Here is a 17,535-nt window from a genome sequence, read left to right as displayed (position 1 = left end):
TCGATCGGCCTTGTCTATCGTGATCGGCACATCGGCTGAACGCCACAGGCGGCGTGCCTTACGATAGATGACTGCCTGTGCACTCGGCGGTTCGATGAATTTTCTTTCATTTAGCCTGAGGGTCGAGCCGGAGCAATGGCTCCTGAAAGCGCAGCAAACGTCCGGCGTTGCCCAACACCAACAAGGTACTCAGGTTATGCAGCAGCGCCGCGATCATCGCCCCGGCCGCGCCAAGCCAACCGAAAGCCGCGAAGACCACGATCGCCAGGGTCCAGCCCAGACCGATGATCACATTGACCTGCAAAGTACGCCGGCACTGACGACTCAAGCGCACGCAGGTACCGAGGCGGCGCAAATCGCTGCCGATCAACACAATGTCCGCTGAAGCCAGCGCAATATCGGCCCCGCCAGCGCCCATCGCCACGCCGACCACGCCGGCCTTGAGCGCGAGTGAATCGTTGATGCCGTCACCGACCACCATCGGGCGGAAGCCGTGATCGATTTCCTTGAGCACGCGATTGAGTTTGTCCTCCGGTAGCGCTTGCGCCTGCACTTCATTCAGCCCGACTTCCTGCGCCAGGGTTAGGGCAACGCTCTGACGATCCCCCGTCAGCAGGAGTTGGCGTCCCAGCCCCAGTTCGCGCAATTCGCTCAAGGCAAAGCGCGCTTCGGGTTTGATGCTGTCTGCTAGCAGCAGCCAGGCGAGGAATTCACCGTTCAAAGCCAGGCCGGCAATCGGGCCATCGTGCTCAGGAACAAGGGTGGTTGTGATACCCAGTTGCGCGAACAACTCTGGACGACCGAGCGCAGCTTTGCCCTTCTCTGTCGTCGCCACTACGCCCAAGCCTTGGCGCTCATGGATGTTGGTCAGAGGCCAATAGGCTTCCTGATCGGCCATCCCGGCGAGTGCCCGGCTCACCGGATGACTGCTCGCCGCACCAAGACTGGCGGCCAGCGCCTGCACTTCTTTAGTGTCCACACTGAGGCTGTCGATCGACTGCAAACGCAAGGTGCCGTAAGTCAGCGTGCCGGTCTTGTCGACCACCAGCGAGGTCAGATCGGCAAGTTCTTCGAGGAACGCCGAGCTGCGAATCAGAATCCCGTGACGCGCGGCGACGGCGACACCGGCAATCGCCGTCGCAGGCGCCGACAGCACCAACGCACACGGACACGCCGCCACCAACACCGCCAGCATTGCTTGTGCATCATGGGTGACGAACCAGGTCACCGCCGCCAGCAACAAGACCAGCACCATGTAACTGCCGGCATAGCGTTCGAGCAATCGCGTGATCGGCGGTTTCGAGCGCTCGGCGTTTTGCATCAGGGCGATGACTTTGCCCAAGGTGGATTCGTCGCCGGTGCGGGTGACTTCGACGCGCAGCAATCCATCGAGGTTGATCGCGCCGCCAAACACCAGCATGCCGACGCCAGCTTCTACCGGCACTGACTCACCGGTAATCGACGCGGTATCAAGGCTCGCTTGGCCGGACAACACCCGACCGTCGGCCGGCACTCGATCACCGGCCCGCACCTCGACAATATCGCCAGCACTGAGCGTGCCGTTGTCCACTTCGATGATCGAACCGTCCGCTTGCAGCTTGCGCGCATGGCTGCGGGTCAGCCGGCCAAGCGCATTGATCGCTTCCTGGGAACCGATGACGCTACGCTCTTCCAGCACATGGCCAAAGATCATGATGATTGGCAACAACGCCGCGGTGAGCAGATCACCGGTTGCCCAGGCACCGAGCATGGCCAGCGCAATCAATTGATCGGTAATGCCGTGCAGGCTTGGATAACGCAGGCTGTACCAGGCCGAACGCATTACCGGAACCGCTACGAGCAAAGAAGCGAAACCCAGCAGCAGTTGGCTGACACCGATTTGCTCCGGGAGTATCCAGCGCCAGACCAGCCCCAGACCCAGCAGCCCGAGCGCAAGCATCGCCAGGGTCAATTGGCGCGCGGCGCGACGTTGTTCGGCCGAGGACAACAGACTTGGAGCAGCGGTGGTCGCCGTCATTGACTGGCTCCTTGAATGATCAACCGGGAATCGTCTTTCTGATTGACGGTGGTGACCGACCCGGCCTGATCCAGGATCTTCGGTATGCGCTCGCGATACAGACGCAGGAGCATTTGCGGGTCGGCAGACGTGGCCAGGCTCGTGACGGTTGCGGTATCGGTTGAGGCTTTTGCAAGACGCTCGCCTGCCTGCGCGTGAGCCACCTGGAGCGTGCGGTCTGCCTGTTCGTTGGCGGACTGGGCAAGTTTCTCGGCATCGGTGCGCGCGTTAGCCACTGCTTTGTCAGCCTGCTGACTGGCCGTCAGAACCGCATTGAAGGCAGTGATCGCTGGCTCCGGCAGACTCGATTGCACATCGACCCGCGACACCTCGATACCGATGCCCTGCCCGCTCGCCTTCAGTTCAGCGAGACGCGCGTTGATGCCTTGCACCAGATCACCGCGCAATCGCTCACGGCGCTCGGCTGCCTGATTGTCGGCGCCGATCAATTCCGGGCGAGCGACCAGAATGGTGTCGAGATCTCGCGCGGCGGTCAGGGCTACGGCGCTGCGCGTCACCAACCGATCGAGCGCCGGTAGCACATGTTCACCCTGTAACACGAACGCATAGGGATCGGAGACTTGGTAAAACACTCGCACGTCCAGTTGCACTACGCCGGCGTCACCGGTCAATAAATAACCAGACCCGGCAAGTGCATCGCTCAATGGCGTAGCGAAGGACGCCACCCGGTCAGCCTTCAGCGCCTCGTCACTGCGCAACAGATTTTCCACTCGACGCTCGATCACCCGATCAGCCGCCGGCAACAGAATCACCTGCTCAAAGGGTTGCGGCCACGCCCATAACAGCCCGGCATTCTGAACGCGATCAAGCGCGCCAAAGTGCAGTACTACTGCGCGGTTTTGCGGATCAATCTGCCGGACATTGGAGAATGCCCATGCCAGCGCCGCCAGCACCGTGATCGCATACAGCGCGATAAAAGCCAGCCGCCCCGCCTGAATCCATGGACTGTTCAACGCATGTGTTCCACGTGGAACTTCTTCGCTCATGGCTGCGATCCGACTTTGTTGTCGAGCGTCGGTGGGCCGTCGACCAACACACGGAACGGCGCAGCATCGGTGCGCAGAATCAGTTTGGTTTCCGGTGTGACAATGGTGCCGAGGGTATCGAGCGAGCGCAGCAGATTGTAAAGCTGCGGCGAGCTGGCGTAGGCGCGCCCATAAATCTGCGCAGCCTCGACTCGCGATTGCGCTTCAATGTCAGCGGCTTTCACCGTTGCATCAGCCTGGACGATTCGCGCATCGCGCTCGGCGGCGGAGCGAATTTGCGCCGCTTCGCGTTTGCCGATCGCTGTACGTTCGGTAGCAATGGTTTCACGCTCGGCGCGCATGCGATCGACGGTTGCACTGAGCGTGACCGAGGGCAAAGTCAGCCGCTCGATACCGACCTGCACCACGCGCACGCCATAAGTGGCGAGCAACTGTTGGTCAATCTGCTGACGCAACTGCGCTTCAAAATCGCCGATGCGCACTTGTTTGGCATCAGTGTTGACCAGATTGGCCAGATCGAAACTGCTGGCCGTGGTCTCCAGTGCCGAGCCGACAAAGGTGCGAATCTGCCGCGCCGCTTCATCCGGCTGATTCTGCACGGCACGCATGAAACGCTGCACATGTTCAGGATCACCCTGCACCTGCCACGCCACGTAGGCCTGAACGATGATGCGCAAACCGTCCTTGGTGCCGACGTCCTGCAAACCACTTGAGGTGGTACGTAGACGCAAGTCCACTGGAATCGCCGCTTCGAACGGCGCAGGCCAGCGCCAGCTCAAACCGGGATCAAGCAATACCCGCGACGGATTTCCGAAACGGGTGATGACCGTGGCTTCGCCGGAGCGCACTTGCACCAGACTCGCGGCGGTAATGGCAAACGCCACCAGCAACGCAGCCCAGGCCATACGCCGCCATTGAAATGGCCCGGCCTCTTGCGGATCGCCGTGATGGTGATGATGACCATGATGATGGTGATGCCCGCCGTGGCCGTGGTCGTGGCCGCTGTGGTCGTGAACGTCATGAACAGGCGACTGGCTCAATGGGTGGCTCCTGGTTGAGCGGTGGTACGGGCGGGCGACGGATCAGTCGGCAGTGCGAAAGTACGCAGATCGATGGTTGGCGCATTTGCGCTCCCGCCAAGTCGATGGTCGAGCACCAGCAACCTGGCTTTACTCAAGCCCTGACTGAGCTGGCTGAGGTATTGCTCCAGCACAAACGCCTGGCCAGCACTGGCGAAGGCTTTCTGCTCGGCGCTGAACTTCAGGTCGGCGGTTTGCGCAGCGGCGTTGATCTCCCGCGCGTTTGCCATTGCCTGATCCCGCGCCGCGCTCGCCTGCAACTGCGCCTCGTTAGTGGCCTGCGCAGCCGCCCCGCGTTCGCGAGCGATCAACGCCTGCGCGCCGATCTGCGCCGCTTGCACACTGTGATAGGCATTCGCCGCGCCGGCCGGTGGATGAATCGCTTCGACGACTGTGGCAAGGATCTCCACGCCACTGTTCAATCTGTTCAGATCGCTTTGCACCGCGCGACCGATTTCCTCGGCCAGCCCTGCCCTGTCGTCGCCGAGCAGACCGTCGAGGGTGCGCGAGGCAAAATCGTGAACCAGAATGCGGCTGGCGGTGCTGCGAATCAGCGTCGGTACATCGGCGCTGTTATAGGTCGCGGCGAGCGCCGCCTCGTCGTTCAAACCGATGCGATAAACGAAGCGCACGTCCATGTTGACGATTTGCAGGCCCTGTTGCGCGCCGCGGCTGCTGGCGATGACCTGGGATTTGTCATTGACATGGCTGGCGTCCCACAAACGGTTGGCGGTCAGCGGCGCCGGGCCTTCAGCGGAGTCGGACTGCACGGCGATTGGCTTGTCGCCGACACTGGTTGCCAGTTCATGGACCACGCCGTTTTCAACGGAGATCACACGCCCCAATGGCCAAGGCAACCCGCTATGCAAACCCGGGCCGAAAACCTGTACCGTTTTACCGAAGCGCTCGTAGATGCCGCGACCTTGCAGGGGAATTTCATGTACGCCGGTCAGCAGCCAACCGCTAAGGGCGACCACCGCCAACACTGGCAACAAGGCCCGGCGCATGTAACTGAAGGCCCAGATCTGGCGCAAATCGATGCCGAAACGGTTGTGCATTTCATGCTGTAACGCCAGCCACGGCTGCGGCGGCCAACGCAGCATATCGGCGATATAACTGCGCGCCAGCAGGGTCGGTTCGAGTTGTTCGCGGCGCGGGCTGAAAACAGACAGCACTGCGCGCAATAACAGTTCGATGGCAACCAACATCGGCAGGATTGCGCTGAATACCGCAACACGCGCCGGCCAGACTGCGTCTTCGCTGGCAAACAACAGACACAGCGCACCGATCAACAGAGTGATGATCACCACCCGGATCAGTTGTGCCAGCGCAGCCGCTTCCGGCCACTGCGCCGGCGGTTCCTGCGCCAGTTGCCGCTCCAGCACCAGCAGGGCAAACGCCAGCAACAACGCCAATGCCGCACCGATGCTCGCCGACAGCCCCAAGGCCGCCGCAGGCAACGTGAGATTCCACACCTGCTCAATACCAAGCAGAACCAGCAACGCCCAACCGCCGAGCCACAACGTCGGCGCACCGATTTGTCCAAGCAGATGGCGGCTCTGCTGACTCAAGCGCTCCAGAAGCCTTTCGTACCAGCCCTCGGCTGCGGCGCCCTCTTCCTCGACGGTCGATTGCGAGGCGGGCGGATGCATCACCCGCGCGCGCCATTGCGTCACCCACCACGCCGATTGCAACCCGGCGACCAGTACCAGCAACGCCGCGCTCTGATTGACCAATAACGATAACCACAGGGACTGCGGCGCAAACAGGCCGACGAAAAACGCCAGCACCCAGCCCAAACCGGCCAATGCGCCGAGTCCATAAGCCAGCCGACGTAATTTGCGTGACTGCGCATCTGCTTGCTGAAAGCGCGGCAGCCCGGTGACTGGCGTGGCGTCCAATTCAAGATCGACTTGCATAAAACCCCGGAAATGTAGGCTCAGCGTTCATAGCGTTACGATATAACGGACACTGTGAAATATTCGTACACAATTTCATCTATTCAAAGATGCCGCAGCTGTCGCTTGCCTGAAGCCTTGACCGAAATGTTCGACGAAGCTCATATTACGCACATAATTTTTATCGCGACTAACCTTGGCTATCCCCATCGAGCAATCTGGAGCAAGCGCATGAGCAACTATGACGTAGTGATTCTGGGCGGCGGCCCCGGCGGTTATAACGCGGCGATCCGCGCCGGCCAGCTCGGGCTCAAGGCCGCTTGCGTTGAAGGACGTGCAACCCTCGGCGGCACCTGCCTGAACGTCGGCTGCATGCCGTCCAAAGCCTTGCTGCACGCGTCGGAGCTGTACGCCGCTGCGGTGGGGACAGAGTTCGCCAATCTCGGCATCGAGGTCAAACCGACGCTGAACCTCGCGCAGATGATGAAGCAGAAGGACGAAAGCGTCGCCGGCCTGACCAAGGGCATCGAATTTCTGTTTCGCAAGAACAAGGTCGACTGGATCAAGGGCTGGGGCCATATCGACGGCCCGGGCAAAGTGACGGTGACCGACGCCCAAGGCAACAAGAGCGAACTCAGCGCCAAGGACATCATTATTGCCACTGGTTCCGAGCCCACTCCCCTGCCCGGCGTCGAGATCGACAACCAGCGCATCCTCGATTCCACCGGCGCGCTGTCATTGAGTGAAGTACCCAAACATCTGGTGGTCATTGGTGCCGGGGTGATCGGCCTGGAGCTGGGTTCGGTATGGCGCCGACTCGGCGCGCAGGTCACCGTGGTCGAATACCTTGATCGCATCTGCCCCGGCGTCGATGGCGAGGCCGGCAAGACCTTGCAGCGCGCGCTGAGCAAGCAAGGCATTGCCTTCAAACTGAGCTCGAAGGTCACCAGCGCCACCAGCTCAGCTACAGGCGTGCAGCTGAGCGTCGAGCCTGCCGCCGGTGGCACGGCTGAGCTGATCGAAGCCGACTATGTGCTGGTGGCCATCGGGCGCCGGCCGTACACCCAGGGCCTGGGGCTGGAGAACGTCGGCCTCAGTACCGACAAACGCGGCATGCTCGCCAACAAGCAACATCGCACCGAAGCCGCCGGGGTCTGGGTGATCGGCGACGTCACGTCCGGGCCGATGCTCGCGCACAAGGCTGAAGACGAGGCCATGGCCTGCGTCGAGCAGATCCACGGCAAGGCCGGTGAGGTCAATTACGCGCTGATCCCCAATGTCATCTACACCCAACCGGAACTGGCCAGCGTCGGCCAGACCGAAGAACAACTCAAGGCCGAGGGCCGCGCCTACAAGGTCGGCAAGTTTCCCTTCACTGCCAACAGCCGGGCGAAGATCAATCACGAAACAGAAGGCTTTGCCAAAGTCCTCGCCGACGAGCGCACGGACGAAGTGCTCGGCGTGCATCTGGTCGGGCCGAGCGTGAGCGAGATGATCGGCGAGGTCTGTGTGGCGATGGAGTTCAGCGCCTCGGCCGAGGACATCGCCCTGACCTGCCATCCGCACCCGACGCGTTCGGAAGCGTTGCGGCAGGCAGCGATGAATGTCGAGGGGATGGCGACGCAGATGTAGGTTCCAAACCTTGCCGCCGTCTTCGCGAGCAGGCTCGCTCCCACTTTGGAATGCGTTCCCCCCTGTGGGAGCGAGCCTGCTCGCGAATAGTGCCACCCGGTCTACAACGGCAGATGCCCCAACGGCAACGCCCCCGGCGCTTTCACTGTGTGAATGGCAAAGTTGCTGCGAATATCGCTCACACCCGGCAGTTTCAGCAGGTGCGCGCTGACAAAGCGGTCATAAGCGCGCAAGTCAGGCACCACTACCTGCAACAAAAAGTCCGATTCGCCGGACACCAGAAATGCTGAGACCACTTCAGGCAACGCAGTGACGGCCGCATAAAAAGCCTCGGCGCGTTCTTCGTTGTGCCGCTCGACCTTGACCCCGACAAACACCGTCAGCCCCAGCCCGACTTCATCGCGATCCAGATTGGCCTGGTAGCCCCGGATCACCCCCGCCACTTCCAGCATGCGCACCCGGCGCAGACACGGTGAGGCCGACAGGCCGATTTGTTCCGCCAGCTCGACATTGCTCAGGCGGCCGTTGCGCTGCAGCGCAGCGAGAATCTTGCGGTCATAAGCGTCGAGTTTCATCTTTGGCAGATCCCGATAGTTTGACGGTTGAAAACCAGCAGGTTATGCCAAAGCTGTGAACAATTGAAGCCGACTACGCAAGCACCTGCCCTGCCGTCTCGCTCTAGACTGGCGCGAGAAAATCGACATCGAAAACGGGGTGTGATGTGGCAAGTCTTTGGCTGTTTATTCTGACGCTGGCTGTAGTTCTGCTACTGCCGGGACCAGACATGATCCTGCTATTGCAAACCGGTGCGCGGCAAGGTCGCGGTGCGGCGCTGGCCACCGCACTGGGCCTGGCCATCGCCCGCGCCTGTCACGTTGCCTTGGCGGCACTGGGGCTGGCGGCGCTGTTCAAAACGGCGCCGTGGACGTTTGACGTGGTGCGCATCGCTGGCGCGGCCTATCTGTTGTGGATCGGTATCCAGTGTTTGCGCAGCTCGCTGGTACCGCGTCTGCAAAACCAAGAGCGGGCACCTGCTCCCGGCCAGTGGCGCGATGCGATCCGTCGCGGCTTGCTGACCAACCTGCTTAATCCCAAGGCGTTGCTGTTCTGCTCGGTGCTGTTGCCGCAATTCATCGTCAGTCACGGCGCGCCGGTGCTGAGCCAGTTTGCCTTGCTTGGCATGGTGCTGGTCGCCGTAGGTCTGCTGTTCGACAGCGTGGTTGCCCTGACCGGCGCGGCACTGGGCCGTTGGCTGCAACACAGTCCAACCGCCCAGCGCGTTCAGCAATGGTTGTTCGGCAGCCTGTTGATTGGCTTCGCCGTACGCCTGAGCTTCCTTCAGCAGACTTAAGCCTTGCGCACCTTGCGCTGACGACGGGTGATCAGCAATAACGCGATGGCCGCGACTACGACGATCGCGCCGATCTGTACCGGCCACTTGTACGGTCGCAGCGTCCCACGCACGGCATCGGTCACCTGGGTGACGTAGCGCTTGTCGGCATTTTCGAAGTCCGGGTACGGGCATTGATTGCCAAAGTCTTGCGCCCACGGCACATAAGGGCCTTCCTTGACGTAGCGTTGATACAGCGCGCTCTGGTCCTCAAGGCTGCTGTTCCAGCCGGCCGCGTTGCACAACACGGCGGCAAACGCCTGACTGGTGTGCGGCAGGTTATCGGCGGCGCGACTGGCCAGTGCCGTGGCGACGAAACGATAGTGATAACGCTGATCCGGTTGCGCGGCGCTGGCCTGCTGGCGCTGCACTTCCGCCGTGGAAATCAGCGGGCCGACATCCAGCTTCGTGCTCTCCAGCGTGTAATTGCCGCCGAAGGTGGCGTAATCAGGCGCCATCTCATAACCGAGGATGTCCATGCCCCACTCCCGGGCTGTCCACGCGGCGTTGTACAACGCACTGGCGCGTTTGCTCGGCCACCACGCCGACTCGGCCTTGAGCCGTTGCTCGCCATAGAGCCGGGCCTTGTGCTGCAGATCGTCACTGGCGAAATAACCGACCGCCTCCTCGTATCGCCCTTCTCGCAGCAAGCGCCGACCGAGCAGATTGCGCAGATTGGCGGCCACCGACAGCGGCACATAGTTATCGCGCTCTTGCTGCGTCAATGGCGGCGGCGCCGGCACGTTCTCATCGACGTACCGCTTGAGCTCATCGACCGTCAGCACCCGCTCGGCAACGGTGGCGGCATCGAACCAGTAAAGGCTGTTGCTGCGATACAGCTGCACGAATGCTTGCAGGTATTCGCCGCGTTGCAGCGCTAGGATCGCGCTTTCGCCCTCGACCCGGCATTTTGGCTGTACCGTTTCAAACGCCCAGTCCGGCGTGCGGCGATAGCCCCAGTCTTCATTCTGCGGAAAGGCCTGGGCGGCTTTGGCGTAGGCGGCGGCAGCGGCAGTCGTGTCGCCGTCACGCACTGCGAGTTTTGCCCGCAGCCACCAGGCCAGTCCGCCGTCCCCGGCGTTTACCAGAAAGGCCTTGGCAGACGCGTAGTCGCCCTGTTGATAACTCATCGCCGCCAGTCGATCGGCATTGTCGAGGCTGCCACGGGTGCTGCTCTGCAACAGCGTTACCAATTTCTTTTCGTTGGCCGGCTGCTCGCCAAATGACCAGCCTTGGCGGCTGACCAGCGACGCCGTGACCAGTTGCTGCACTGCTGGCTGCTGCAGCAGTTTGGCCAGCTGAGATTCCGGCAATTCGGCCAGTTCGTTCATCAGTTGCTTGAGCGAGGTATAACCGACGGCCGAACCGTGCAGGTTCTGCGATTCGTACAGTTCGATGGCGCCGCTCCAGTCGCCCGCGCTGCGCAACGCCCGCGCCTCTTCACCGAGGCTGGCAACGCCCAGTTCCAGCGGATCGCTGAAGCCGTCGATGCTCAGTTGCCGGGCTTGGCGAAAGGCATCGCGCGCCTGCTCCAGCGCTTCGATGCGATCGTGCGCCTCGTTGCTCATGGCGAAGGCGATGCGCCCGAGGGAATACGCCGCCCACGTGCTGCGCAACGGACGCTGGTCCGCCGGCAGGGCCAGCACCTTGTTGAAATACTCACTGGCCAATTGATGATCACCGGTGGCAAAAGCCACCGCGCCGGCAACGTACAAACGGATTTCCACCGGCAGACTGGCGCCCTGCTCCTCGGCCTGACGTGCATCGCTGAGCCCGCGCAGTCGCTTGACCACGGCGTATTGCTCAGCGCTCAGGCCCACCTGCTCAGCCTGTTCGCGCGCCAGCTCTGACGCGTTGTCTTCGGCATAGTCGTTGGGGTTATGGGTCGCTGCGGTGACGTTTTTCAGCCCGGCAATGGTTTTACCCAGGCGACTGATTTCGAAGCTGAAGCTGCCCTCGGGCAAATCGGCCAAGGTCTGCGCGCGGTTGTCGAGCAGGCGCATCGGGAAGTCCGGGCCGCAGGCCAGCGCCGAACCCAGCGGCAGGCTGAGGCTCAGGCAGAGCAGATGGCGGGGCCAGTTACGGGTCAACATGCGAACCTCCTTGATCAATATGTGCACAACGCGCCCAACCGACAGCGCGCTGCCCGCCCGCCGGCAAGCGGCCGTCACGCAGGCGGGTGAAGGTAAGTAGATTGGCACTTTGTTGCAACGAGTAACCGGCGAGCGCATCAGCGTCTGCACAATCCTGCGCCTTGAGCGTAATTTGCGCGGGCCACGGGCTGTCGAGATTGCCGCGGTTATCGAGCAGGATGTCATAGAGTCCACCCTGCTCTTTGAATGACAAGCGCAACTGACTGTTCAGCCCATCGCCCCGCGCCACGGCGCGCAAAGTAGTCAGGCTCCAGGCGCGACGATCGTTGGTCAGCGGCAAGCGAAACCAGATCAACCCGGCCAGATGCTCAGGCGGATCCTCGCGCAAGGTTTTGGCCAATTGGCTTAGTTGCTGCGGATCGGCGAGCAATTCCCGGCGCTGCCCGCCGCGCTCCAGTTGCACTTCGCTTTCCACTACCGGCGCGCCACCATCATCGCTCAACAGCGCAACGCCGTAGGCCGGCAGCGCCAGATAGAACGGTTTGTCGCTGACATGTGCCCAGGCCTTGGCCCACTTCAACGCCTGCCTGGCGTCGAAAAGACCCAGTCGCGGATCGCTCACGGCGTGGACTTGCAGCACGCTGCTGTCGACGCTCTGCAACAGCGCCGGCAAGTGCGCGCTGTCGAGCCAGGCCGGCAGTGCGGTGATGCTCAAAGGCAACGATGGCGGCAAGGTCGCGCGCAGATCTTTGAGCAATTGGGCATACGCATGCAGCCGTGCTGTACCGGCGTCGTGATCGATCTCGACGCCGCTCAACGTGAGGCCCTGCGCCTGCCAATCGGCGATGACTTGCAGAATCTGCGCGGTGACCTGCTGCTGGTCCAGTGATTGCAGCTGACCATCAAGGCGAATCACTGCAATCAACGGCCGGCCATCGGCTCTCAACAAGGCTGGATCAACCCGCGCCCTGCTCCACCGCTCGCCGGGAAAGGCCTGCAATGCCAGTACGCGCAGCGTCGAGAAATCATCGCGACTGTCACGCAATGCCGGTTCATGCGCAGGTGTCCATTGGCGCTGCCAGACGTAGAGTTGCTGGTCGAGGGCCGGCGCGACGTGTTGCTCGCAACCCGCAAGCAAGACGCCAAGGAACAGACACACAATCAACCGCATACCTTGAAAATTCCTGAAACCACAGGGCTGCAAGGTTACACAAAAACCGTGTAGGAGCTGACGAGTGAAACGAGGCTGCGATCTTTTGATCTTGCTTCAAGACTCCAGATCAAAAGATCGCAGCGTGCCGTAGCGCCTACAGGGATGCCGCAGGCTTGCGCGCGATAATCACCTGACTCTTGGCCACCACCGCATCCAGCGCCTGCTTGATCTGCGCGCCGCGCGGGGAATCCAGCACCGCTTGCCAGGTATTGGCCCAGTGCTCGAGCATCGGGTGATCGGGGTTGCTGAGATCGACCTTGGCTTCCCAGAACAACATCATCCACATCGACCAGTAGAAGCCATATTTACTGTGGCTGATGATCTCCAGCCCGGCGTCGCTGACCATGGCCTTGAACTGGTCTTCGCTGATAATGCGTATGTGATTGGGTTTCTGGAAATACTCCGGCGCGGCGATGTCCTTTTGCAGGTCCTCGGAGCTGGGATGCGGCACGCTCAGCAGATACAAAGCGCCCGGCTTGCCGACACGCACCAGTTCGGCAAGAAACTGCGCGGGATCATCAACATGCTCGATCACCTCGGTGGAGACCACACGCGTCGCCGTTGCGTCGGCGATCGGTAGCGGGTTGCAGTCGGTAATGTGGCATTCGATGTCCCGGGCCGGCGTGTCGCTCAGACGCTGGCGGGTGGCTTCGACCTTGGCCCCATCGATATCGGCAAGAATGATCTTCGCTCCGCGCATACCGCAGAAGTGCACGTTGCCGCCATCACCGCAGCCGACATCAAGCAACGTATCGTCGGCACTCACAGGGAATCCCGTGTACAGCTCGTGGGTTGCCTGGTTGTACCAGCCGCTGAGTTTCGCGTCGTAAAGGCCGAGCGAGTACGGATCAACCTTGTCGGCAACCGCAGCGACCGGTTCTGCTGCAGTCTGTGCAGGCGTTATCGCCGAGAGTTTCTTCAAAAAGCTCAGCATGAGGTGGCTCCGGGTGAGGTAACTGCAGTTCGGGAGGTGTCGAGGCGCTTGACCAGTGCAGCACCGCGATTGCGCATCGGCATTTCGACCACGCGGTAGTTGAGTTCGCTGAGGAGCGCGATCAGGCCAAAGGCAATCAGCATCGTAATGATGGGATGTCCGGCGGGGCTCGGCAGGCCACTGCTCTGCAAGCGAAAGATCAGTTCACGCACCAATAGATACGCCGGAATGTGAATGAGGTAGATACCGTAGGAGCGGCTGCCGATCCATGCCAGCAACCGCTGCAAGCGTCCGGCAGGCATCAGGTAGTCACAGTTGTACGAGGCGATCCAGACCAGCAGCGCACTGAGCACGGCGATCGAACCGATCCGATAATTGGCCAGGGTAAAACGGTCGGTGGCCATGAAGCTCAACAGCGCTCCAATGACCATCAACGCTGAAATGCCAAGCCATGGTCGGCGCAAGAACGAGGGCTGCCAGCGCTGAAAACCCGGCTGCGCACTCCACATCGCCAACAGCACGCCAAGGGCCAGCGCATCGGTGCGTACCACCATCAGCAAAGGCGTGCGCACAGTCAGAATCTGCACCGCCACCAGCGCCAGCAATGCCCAGACCAGGTGTCGGCGAAACAACAGGATCAGCAACGGAAAGAGCAGGTAGAACTGCTCCTCCAGCGCCAGGCTCCAGTAGACGAAACTGCTGCCGTATTCGTATTGGAAAAAGCTGTCGGCGAAGCGGAAATTGGCGTATTGCAGCACCCCGGCCAAGGTCGCCTGAAGATTGGCGGATAGCGTGCCGAACGCACCGGATCGATTGAAAAACACACAGGCCAGCAGGATCACCGCCAGCCATAACCAGGCCGAAGGCAACAGGCGAAAAGCCCGGCGCAGCCAGAAATGGCGCACCTGTTGCCAGCGCTCCTGGCCCGTCGTGCAGCCTTGCAGCACCGGGATCAAGCTGCGGGCGATGACAAAACCGGAGATCGCAAAAAACAGGTCGACGCCCCACCACGTCTGCGCCCATTCGTGGATCCGGGCAAGCGACGGCACCGGGTCAGTGAACAGATTGTCCGGCAAATGGTGGAACAACACCGCAAGCACCGCGACCGCACGCAGGACTTCAACGTCCATGATGCGCTTGGCGTTCATGCTTGGGGGGCTTCCAAGGCAGCCGCACGATGCTCGAACAACTGCGTCAGAAACCCTCGCAAACGCTGTTCAGCCACAGTCTGGCTGCAGAACGCCTGCAAACTTACGACTGCCTGCGCCGACATCTCGGCATAGCGCTGCGGCTGGTTTTTCGCGACGTCGTAACTGGCCCGATAGGCCTCGCACAATGAGCTCCAGTTGGTCACATAACGCAGGGTTCGGAAGGCTTTGCGCGGGTCGTGGGGCCAGGCTGTCAGCTCGTCGGTGGACTCGATGAGAAAGGCATTTTCCGTGCTCAGGTAATCGATCATCGCCGTGGTACGCGGCGCCACCGCCGGCTTGCCGCAGGACATGAATTCCATCAGCGGCAGACACTGACCTTCGCCGTAGGAGGTGTTGACCACGTACCGCGTGGCCTGCACCAGTTGCTCGTAGTCCGGATCGGCGAGGTAACCGTAGATCAGAACGATGCGGCAGCGGTAAGACTGGTTTTTGTACAAATGATGGAGGATATCGCTGAGCGCTTCTTCGGCGTCGTGGTGAGTGAGCTTGAGCACCAGCGTCGCGTCTTCGACATCGCGAAAACTAACGCAAAAAGCGCTGAGCATGTCTTCCCAGTTCTTGCGCCCGTCACCGGGATTGAACACCGAGGTATAAACCACGCCGTCAAGCACCAGCGTCTGCTCGGAGGCCGGCGCGGCGAAGTCGATGCCGTTGCCGCTGCGCAGGTGCGCCGGCCCGAATGCATTCAGATTGAGGGTGCGGCTGTCCGCGACCAGACCTTTGATCGTCAGGCTGTAGGCGGTGGCCAGGGCTTGCTCGGGCATTTTCGCGCCACGGGCAGCAAAGCGGTCCCAGACCGGCGCCGGCACCGCGACGATCGGGTACTCGGCACCCATCGCCTCGTGCACGGCATTGACCGTGTAGCTGGAGTGGGTGATCGCTGCGCCACAGGCATGCAAGACGCTACGCCAGTCATTGCGCGGCTCGCCCGCAAAGGCTTCATTGGGGATCGTGCTGAACTCCCACGCAAACACCGGCAGCGTCGGACAGGCCAGGTGAACGGGAGTGCGATGCGGCGGCGAGAACGACAGAAACACGCAGGGCTCGCCACGGCTCAGACATTCCAGATACAGAGCATCGACTTCTGTCTGCGGATCGGCCACTTCCACGACCCGACCGATGCGTTCGAGCACCGGACGATACTCCTTGAGCACGAAGTAATAGCTGTACTCCGAACGCCCGAGGTTCTGCGCAATGGTGTGCCGGTTGGTTTCCGAATGAATGATGATCAGCATGAGGCGTTATCCGTCACAGGCGCAGCATCGGTGGGGCCTGCTGTCAGCGCAAAGAACTCCGCGAGCCGTTTGCGCACCGGCGCGAAGGCGCAGTATTGCTGCATGCGCGCGACGGCGGCGGCAGACATCCGCTGATACTCCTGCGGCCGGGCCTTGGCCATTCGATAGCTGTTTTCGTAGGCGCTTTTCAGCGAGCCCCAGTCGGGGCGGTGCCGCAGCGTGCGGTAGATGATCCGCGTGTCCTGCGGCCAGATCGTCAGCTCTTCACTGGACCTGACCACGAACGCCACCGAGTCATCGATGTAATCTTCCATCGCCGTGTGATCGGGGGCGATCACCGGTTTACCGCTGGACATGAACTCCATCAAGGGCAGGCACAGCCCTTCGCAGCGTGACGCGTTGACGTAGAAACTGGCCGCCTGATAGAGCCTGGCGTACTGCGCGTCGTCGAGGTAACCGTGCATCACCACGACCCTACAGGCGAACGGCGTGAGTTGCGCCAGCAGGGTCATCAACTCGCTGTAATAGGACGCCAGATCATTCTGGGTAATCTTGAGCACCAGCGTCGCGTCGGGCGTTTCGCGGAACGCCCAGCAGAATGCGCTGATCAGTCGATGCCAGTTCTTGCGGCCATCCTTGGGATTGAATACCGAGACGTACACCACACCCTCGACTGTGGTTTCGACCACCGATGAGGTGTCCGGCAGATCGAGTGGCGCCGGTTCGATCACGGGCACCGGCGCAGCGCCGCACACCTCAGGCCAACGCTGTTGCAGCCAGCCATGCAAAGCGTCCGGCAGCAGATCGCGAATGCCCTCCCAGTACCAGTTGTGCAGAAATTTCACCCGTGGCACTGGTTCCACCTGCTCGTGTCCCAGATCCAGCACCCACAGGCGCAGATAATGTCGAGCAATGACCAGTCGGCGTTTGAACGTCAACGGTGGCGGGCGCGCGGCTTCAATTGCTGCGGCCAGTGCAGCCTGCTCTTCAGGGCTGATTGGCGTTGGGATCAGCGCATCGGCTGACAGGCCGAGGGTGCGTGAATCGAAAATACAGCCCTTGATCGCCAGTGCAGTCCCGGAATTGACCGGCATGGGTTGGTGTTGCTGACGAATCGTTGCGAAGCTGTCCCACAACGGCGTCGGCAAAACCAGCACCGGGAACGCTTCGCCCATGGCGCGGCGGATGGCCGTTGCCGTGTGGCTCGACAGAGTGATGACCCGGCCGTGGCGTGCGAGCATGCGTGTCCAGTCCTGACGCGGATCGTCGTCCCACTGTTCATCGGGGATCGAATCGAACTCCCAGGCCACCACGCAAATCGTCGGGCATTCCAGATCAACCGGGGTCTTCTGCGGTGGGGTGAAGGACAGGAACACAGTGTCTTCACCTGCGGCGAGCAATTGCCGGTAAATCACATCGACGTCGGCGACAGATCCGGCCACGTGCACGCGCCCCAGGCTTTCCAGCACCGGGCGATAGGCTTTGAGGACAAAGTAATAGCTGTATTCCGGACGCCCCAGACTGGCACTGATGGAGCTGTCGTTGACGTCCGAGTAGAGAATGAAATTCATGGCATCCCACGATGAAGCGCCATCCCGGCGACTTCATGCTATGACGGCCTCGCGTCGGATCGGGTCGGCAGGGCCGGCACTCGTCCGTCATCATCGGGCACGTCTCTGTTCTTGTTTTAGTGGTCAGTTTCACCCCGCGTCGCGGCGTCCGGAAAACAATCGGCCAACTCGCGACGAAGGCCATTCTAAACACATCCATCGCGAGTCCGGGAACCG

The 17,535-nt window shown here is 61.5% G+C and carries 13 protein-coding genes; 2 read left to right on the top strand and 11 right to left on the bottom strand.

All coding sequences use genetic code 11. The annotated features are described in order from the left end of the window. Window positions 1-106: 106 nt before the first annotated feature. From J2Y39_RS15595 to J2Y39_RS15580, 4 genes are read right to left on the bottom strand one after another with little or no spacing between them, the layout of a single operon-like run. Window positions 107-2,017 carry a heavy metal translocating P-type ATPase gene (locus J2Y39_RS15595; protein WP_310218638.1) on the bottom strand — a complete coding sequence of 637 codons (1,911 nt, stop codon included), beginning with the start codon at window positions 2,015-2,017 and terminating at the stop codon, window positions 107-109. After that, window positions 2,014-3,063, bottom strand: a complete 1,050-nt coding sequence (locus J2Y39_RS15590; protein WP_310218636.1) for a protease modulator HflK — start codon at window positions 3,061-3,063, stop codon at window positions 2,014-2,016. Before J2Y39_RS15590 ends, J2Y39_RS15595 begins: the two co-directional genes overlap by 4 nt. Next, complete coding sequence (locus J2Y39_RS15585) at window positions 3,060-4,103, bottom strand: protease modulator HflC (RefSeq protein WP_310218634.1); 1,044 nt, start codon at window positions 4,101-4,103, stop codon at window positions 3,060-3,062. The genes J2Y39_RS15590 and J2Y39_RS15585 overlap by 4 nt, the downstream gene beginning before the upstream one ends. After that, window positions 4,100-6,061, bottom strand: coding sequence for a protease modulator HflK (locus J2Y39_RS15580; protein ID WP_310218632.1), 1,962 nt, complete (start codon window positions 6,059-6,061; stop codon window positions 4,100-4,102). The genes J2Y39_RS15585 and J2Y39_RS15580 overlap by 4 nt, the downstream gene beginning before the upstream one ends. Before the next feature lie 210 nt (window positions 6,062-6,271). Here J2Y39_RS15580 and lpdA point away from each other — a divergent pair, with 210 nt between their 5' ends. Continuing rightward, on the top strand, window positions 6,272-7,672 hold the full coding sequence (gene lpdA / locus J2Y39_RS15575) for a dihydrolipoyl dehydrogenase (protein WP_310218630.1): 1,401 nt from the start codon (window positions 6,272-6,274) through the stop codon (window positions 7,670-7,672). Between the two features lie 101 nt (window positions 7,673-7,773). Here the strand turns inward: lpdA and J2Y39_RS15570 are convergent, their stop codons facing one another. Then, window positions 7,774-8,247 (bottom strand): Lrp/AsnC family transcriptional regulator, encoded by a 474-nt coding sequence (locus J2Y39_RS15570; RefSeq protein ID WP_310218628.1) that lies wholly within the window; start codon window positions 8,245-8,247, stop codon window positions 7,774-7,776. Window positions 8,248-8,393: 146 nt separating this feature from the next. Between J2Y39_RS15570 and J2Y39_RS15565 the strand changes: the two genes are divergently transcribed. Beyond that, on the top strand, window positions 8,394-9,023 hold the full coding sequence (locus tag J2Y39_RS15565) for a LysE family translocator (RefSeq protein WP_310218626.1): 630 nt from the start codon (window positions 8,394-8,396) through the stop codon (window positions 9,021-9,023). On the opposite strand, the gene J2Y39_RS15560 is transcribed toward J2Y39_RS15565, so the two are convergent. The 6 genes from J2Y39_RS15560 to J2Y39_RS15535 all read right to left on the bottom strand — a co-directional run bounded on the left by J2Y39_RS15560 (window position 9,020) and on the right by J2Y39_RS15535 (window position 17,319). Next, window positions 9,020-11,155, bottom strand: coding sequence for a hypothetical protein (locus J2Y39_RS15560; protein WP_310218624.1), 2,136 nt, complete (start codon window positions 11,153-11,155; stop codon window positions 9,020-9,022). The genes J2Y39_RS15565 and J2Y39_RS15560 overlap by 4 nt on opposite strands. Beyond that, window positions 11,142-12,326, bottom strand: a complete 1,185-nt coding sequence (locus J2Y39_RS15555) for a DUF3142 domain-containing protein (RefSeq protein WP_056791045.1) — start codon at window positions 12,324-12,326, stop codon at window positions 11,142-11,144. Before J2Y39_RS15555 ends, J2Y39_RS15560 begins: the two co-directional genes overlap by 14 nt. A 136-nt stretch (window positions 12,327-12,462) precedes the next feature. Next, window positions 12,463-13,302, bottom strand: coding sequence for a class I SAM-dependent methyltransferase (locus tag J2Y39_RS15550; protein WP_252887050.1), 840 nt, complete (start codon window positions 13,300-13,302; stop codon window positions 12,463-12,465). After that, the gene (locus J2Y39_RS15545; RefSeq protein ID WP_310218618.1) at window positions 13,296-14,450 is read right to left on the bottom strand and encodes an acyltransferase; all 1,155 of its coding nucleotides are present in this window, start codon (window positions 14,448-14,450) and stop codon (window positions 13,296-13,298) included. Before J2Y39_RS15545 ends, J2Y39_RS15550 begins: the two co-directional genes overlap by 7 nt. Further along, window positions 14,447-15,748 (bottom strand): glycosyltransferase, encoded by a 1,302-nt coding sequence (locus J2Y39_RS15540; RefSeq protein WP_310218616.1) that lies wholly within the window; start codon window positions 15,746-15,748, stop codon window positions 14,447-14,449. The genes J2Y39_RS15545 and J2Y39_RS15540 overlap by 4 nt, the downstream gene beginning before the upstream one ends. Continuing rightward, a complete protein-coding gene (locus J2Y39_RS15535) occupies window positions 15,742-17,319 on the bottom strand; it encodes a glycosyltransferase (RefSeq protein WP_310218614.1) in 1,578 nt (525 codons plus the stop codon). The genes J2Y39_RS15540 and J2Y39_RS15535 overlap by 7 nt, the downstream gene beginning before the upstream one ends. Window positions 17,320-17,535: the final 216 nt, after the last annotated feature.

Origin of the sequence: Pseudomonas sp. 2957 (assembly GCF_031456345.1) — a bacterium.
GTDB classification, from domain to species: Bacteria; Pseudomonadota; Gammaproteobacteria; order Pseudomonadales; family Pseudomonadaceae; genus Aquipseudomonas; species Aquipseudomonas siliginis.
The sequence above is the reverse complement of the archived record's forward strand: the minus strand, read 5'-3'. Positions and strand labels throughout refer to the sequence as shown.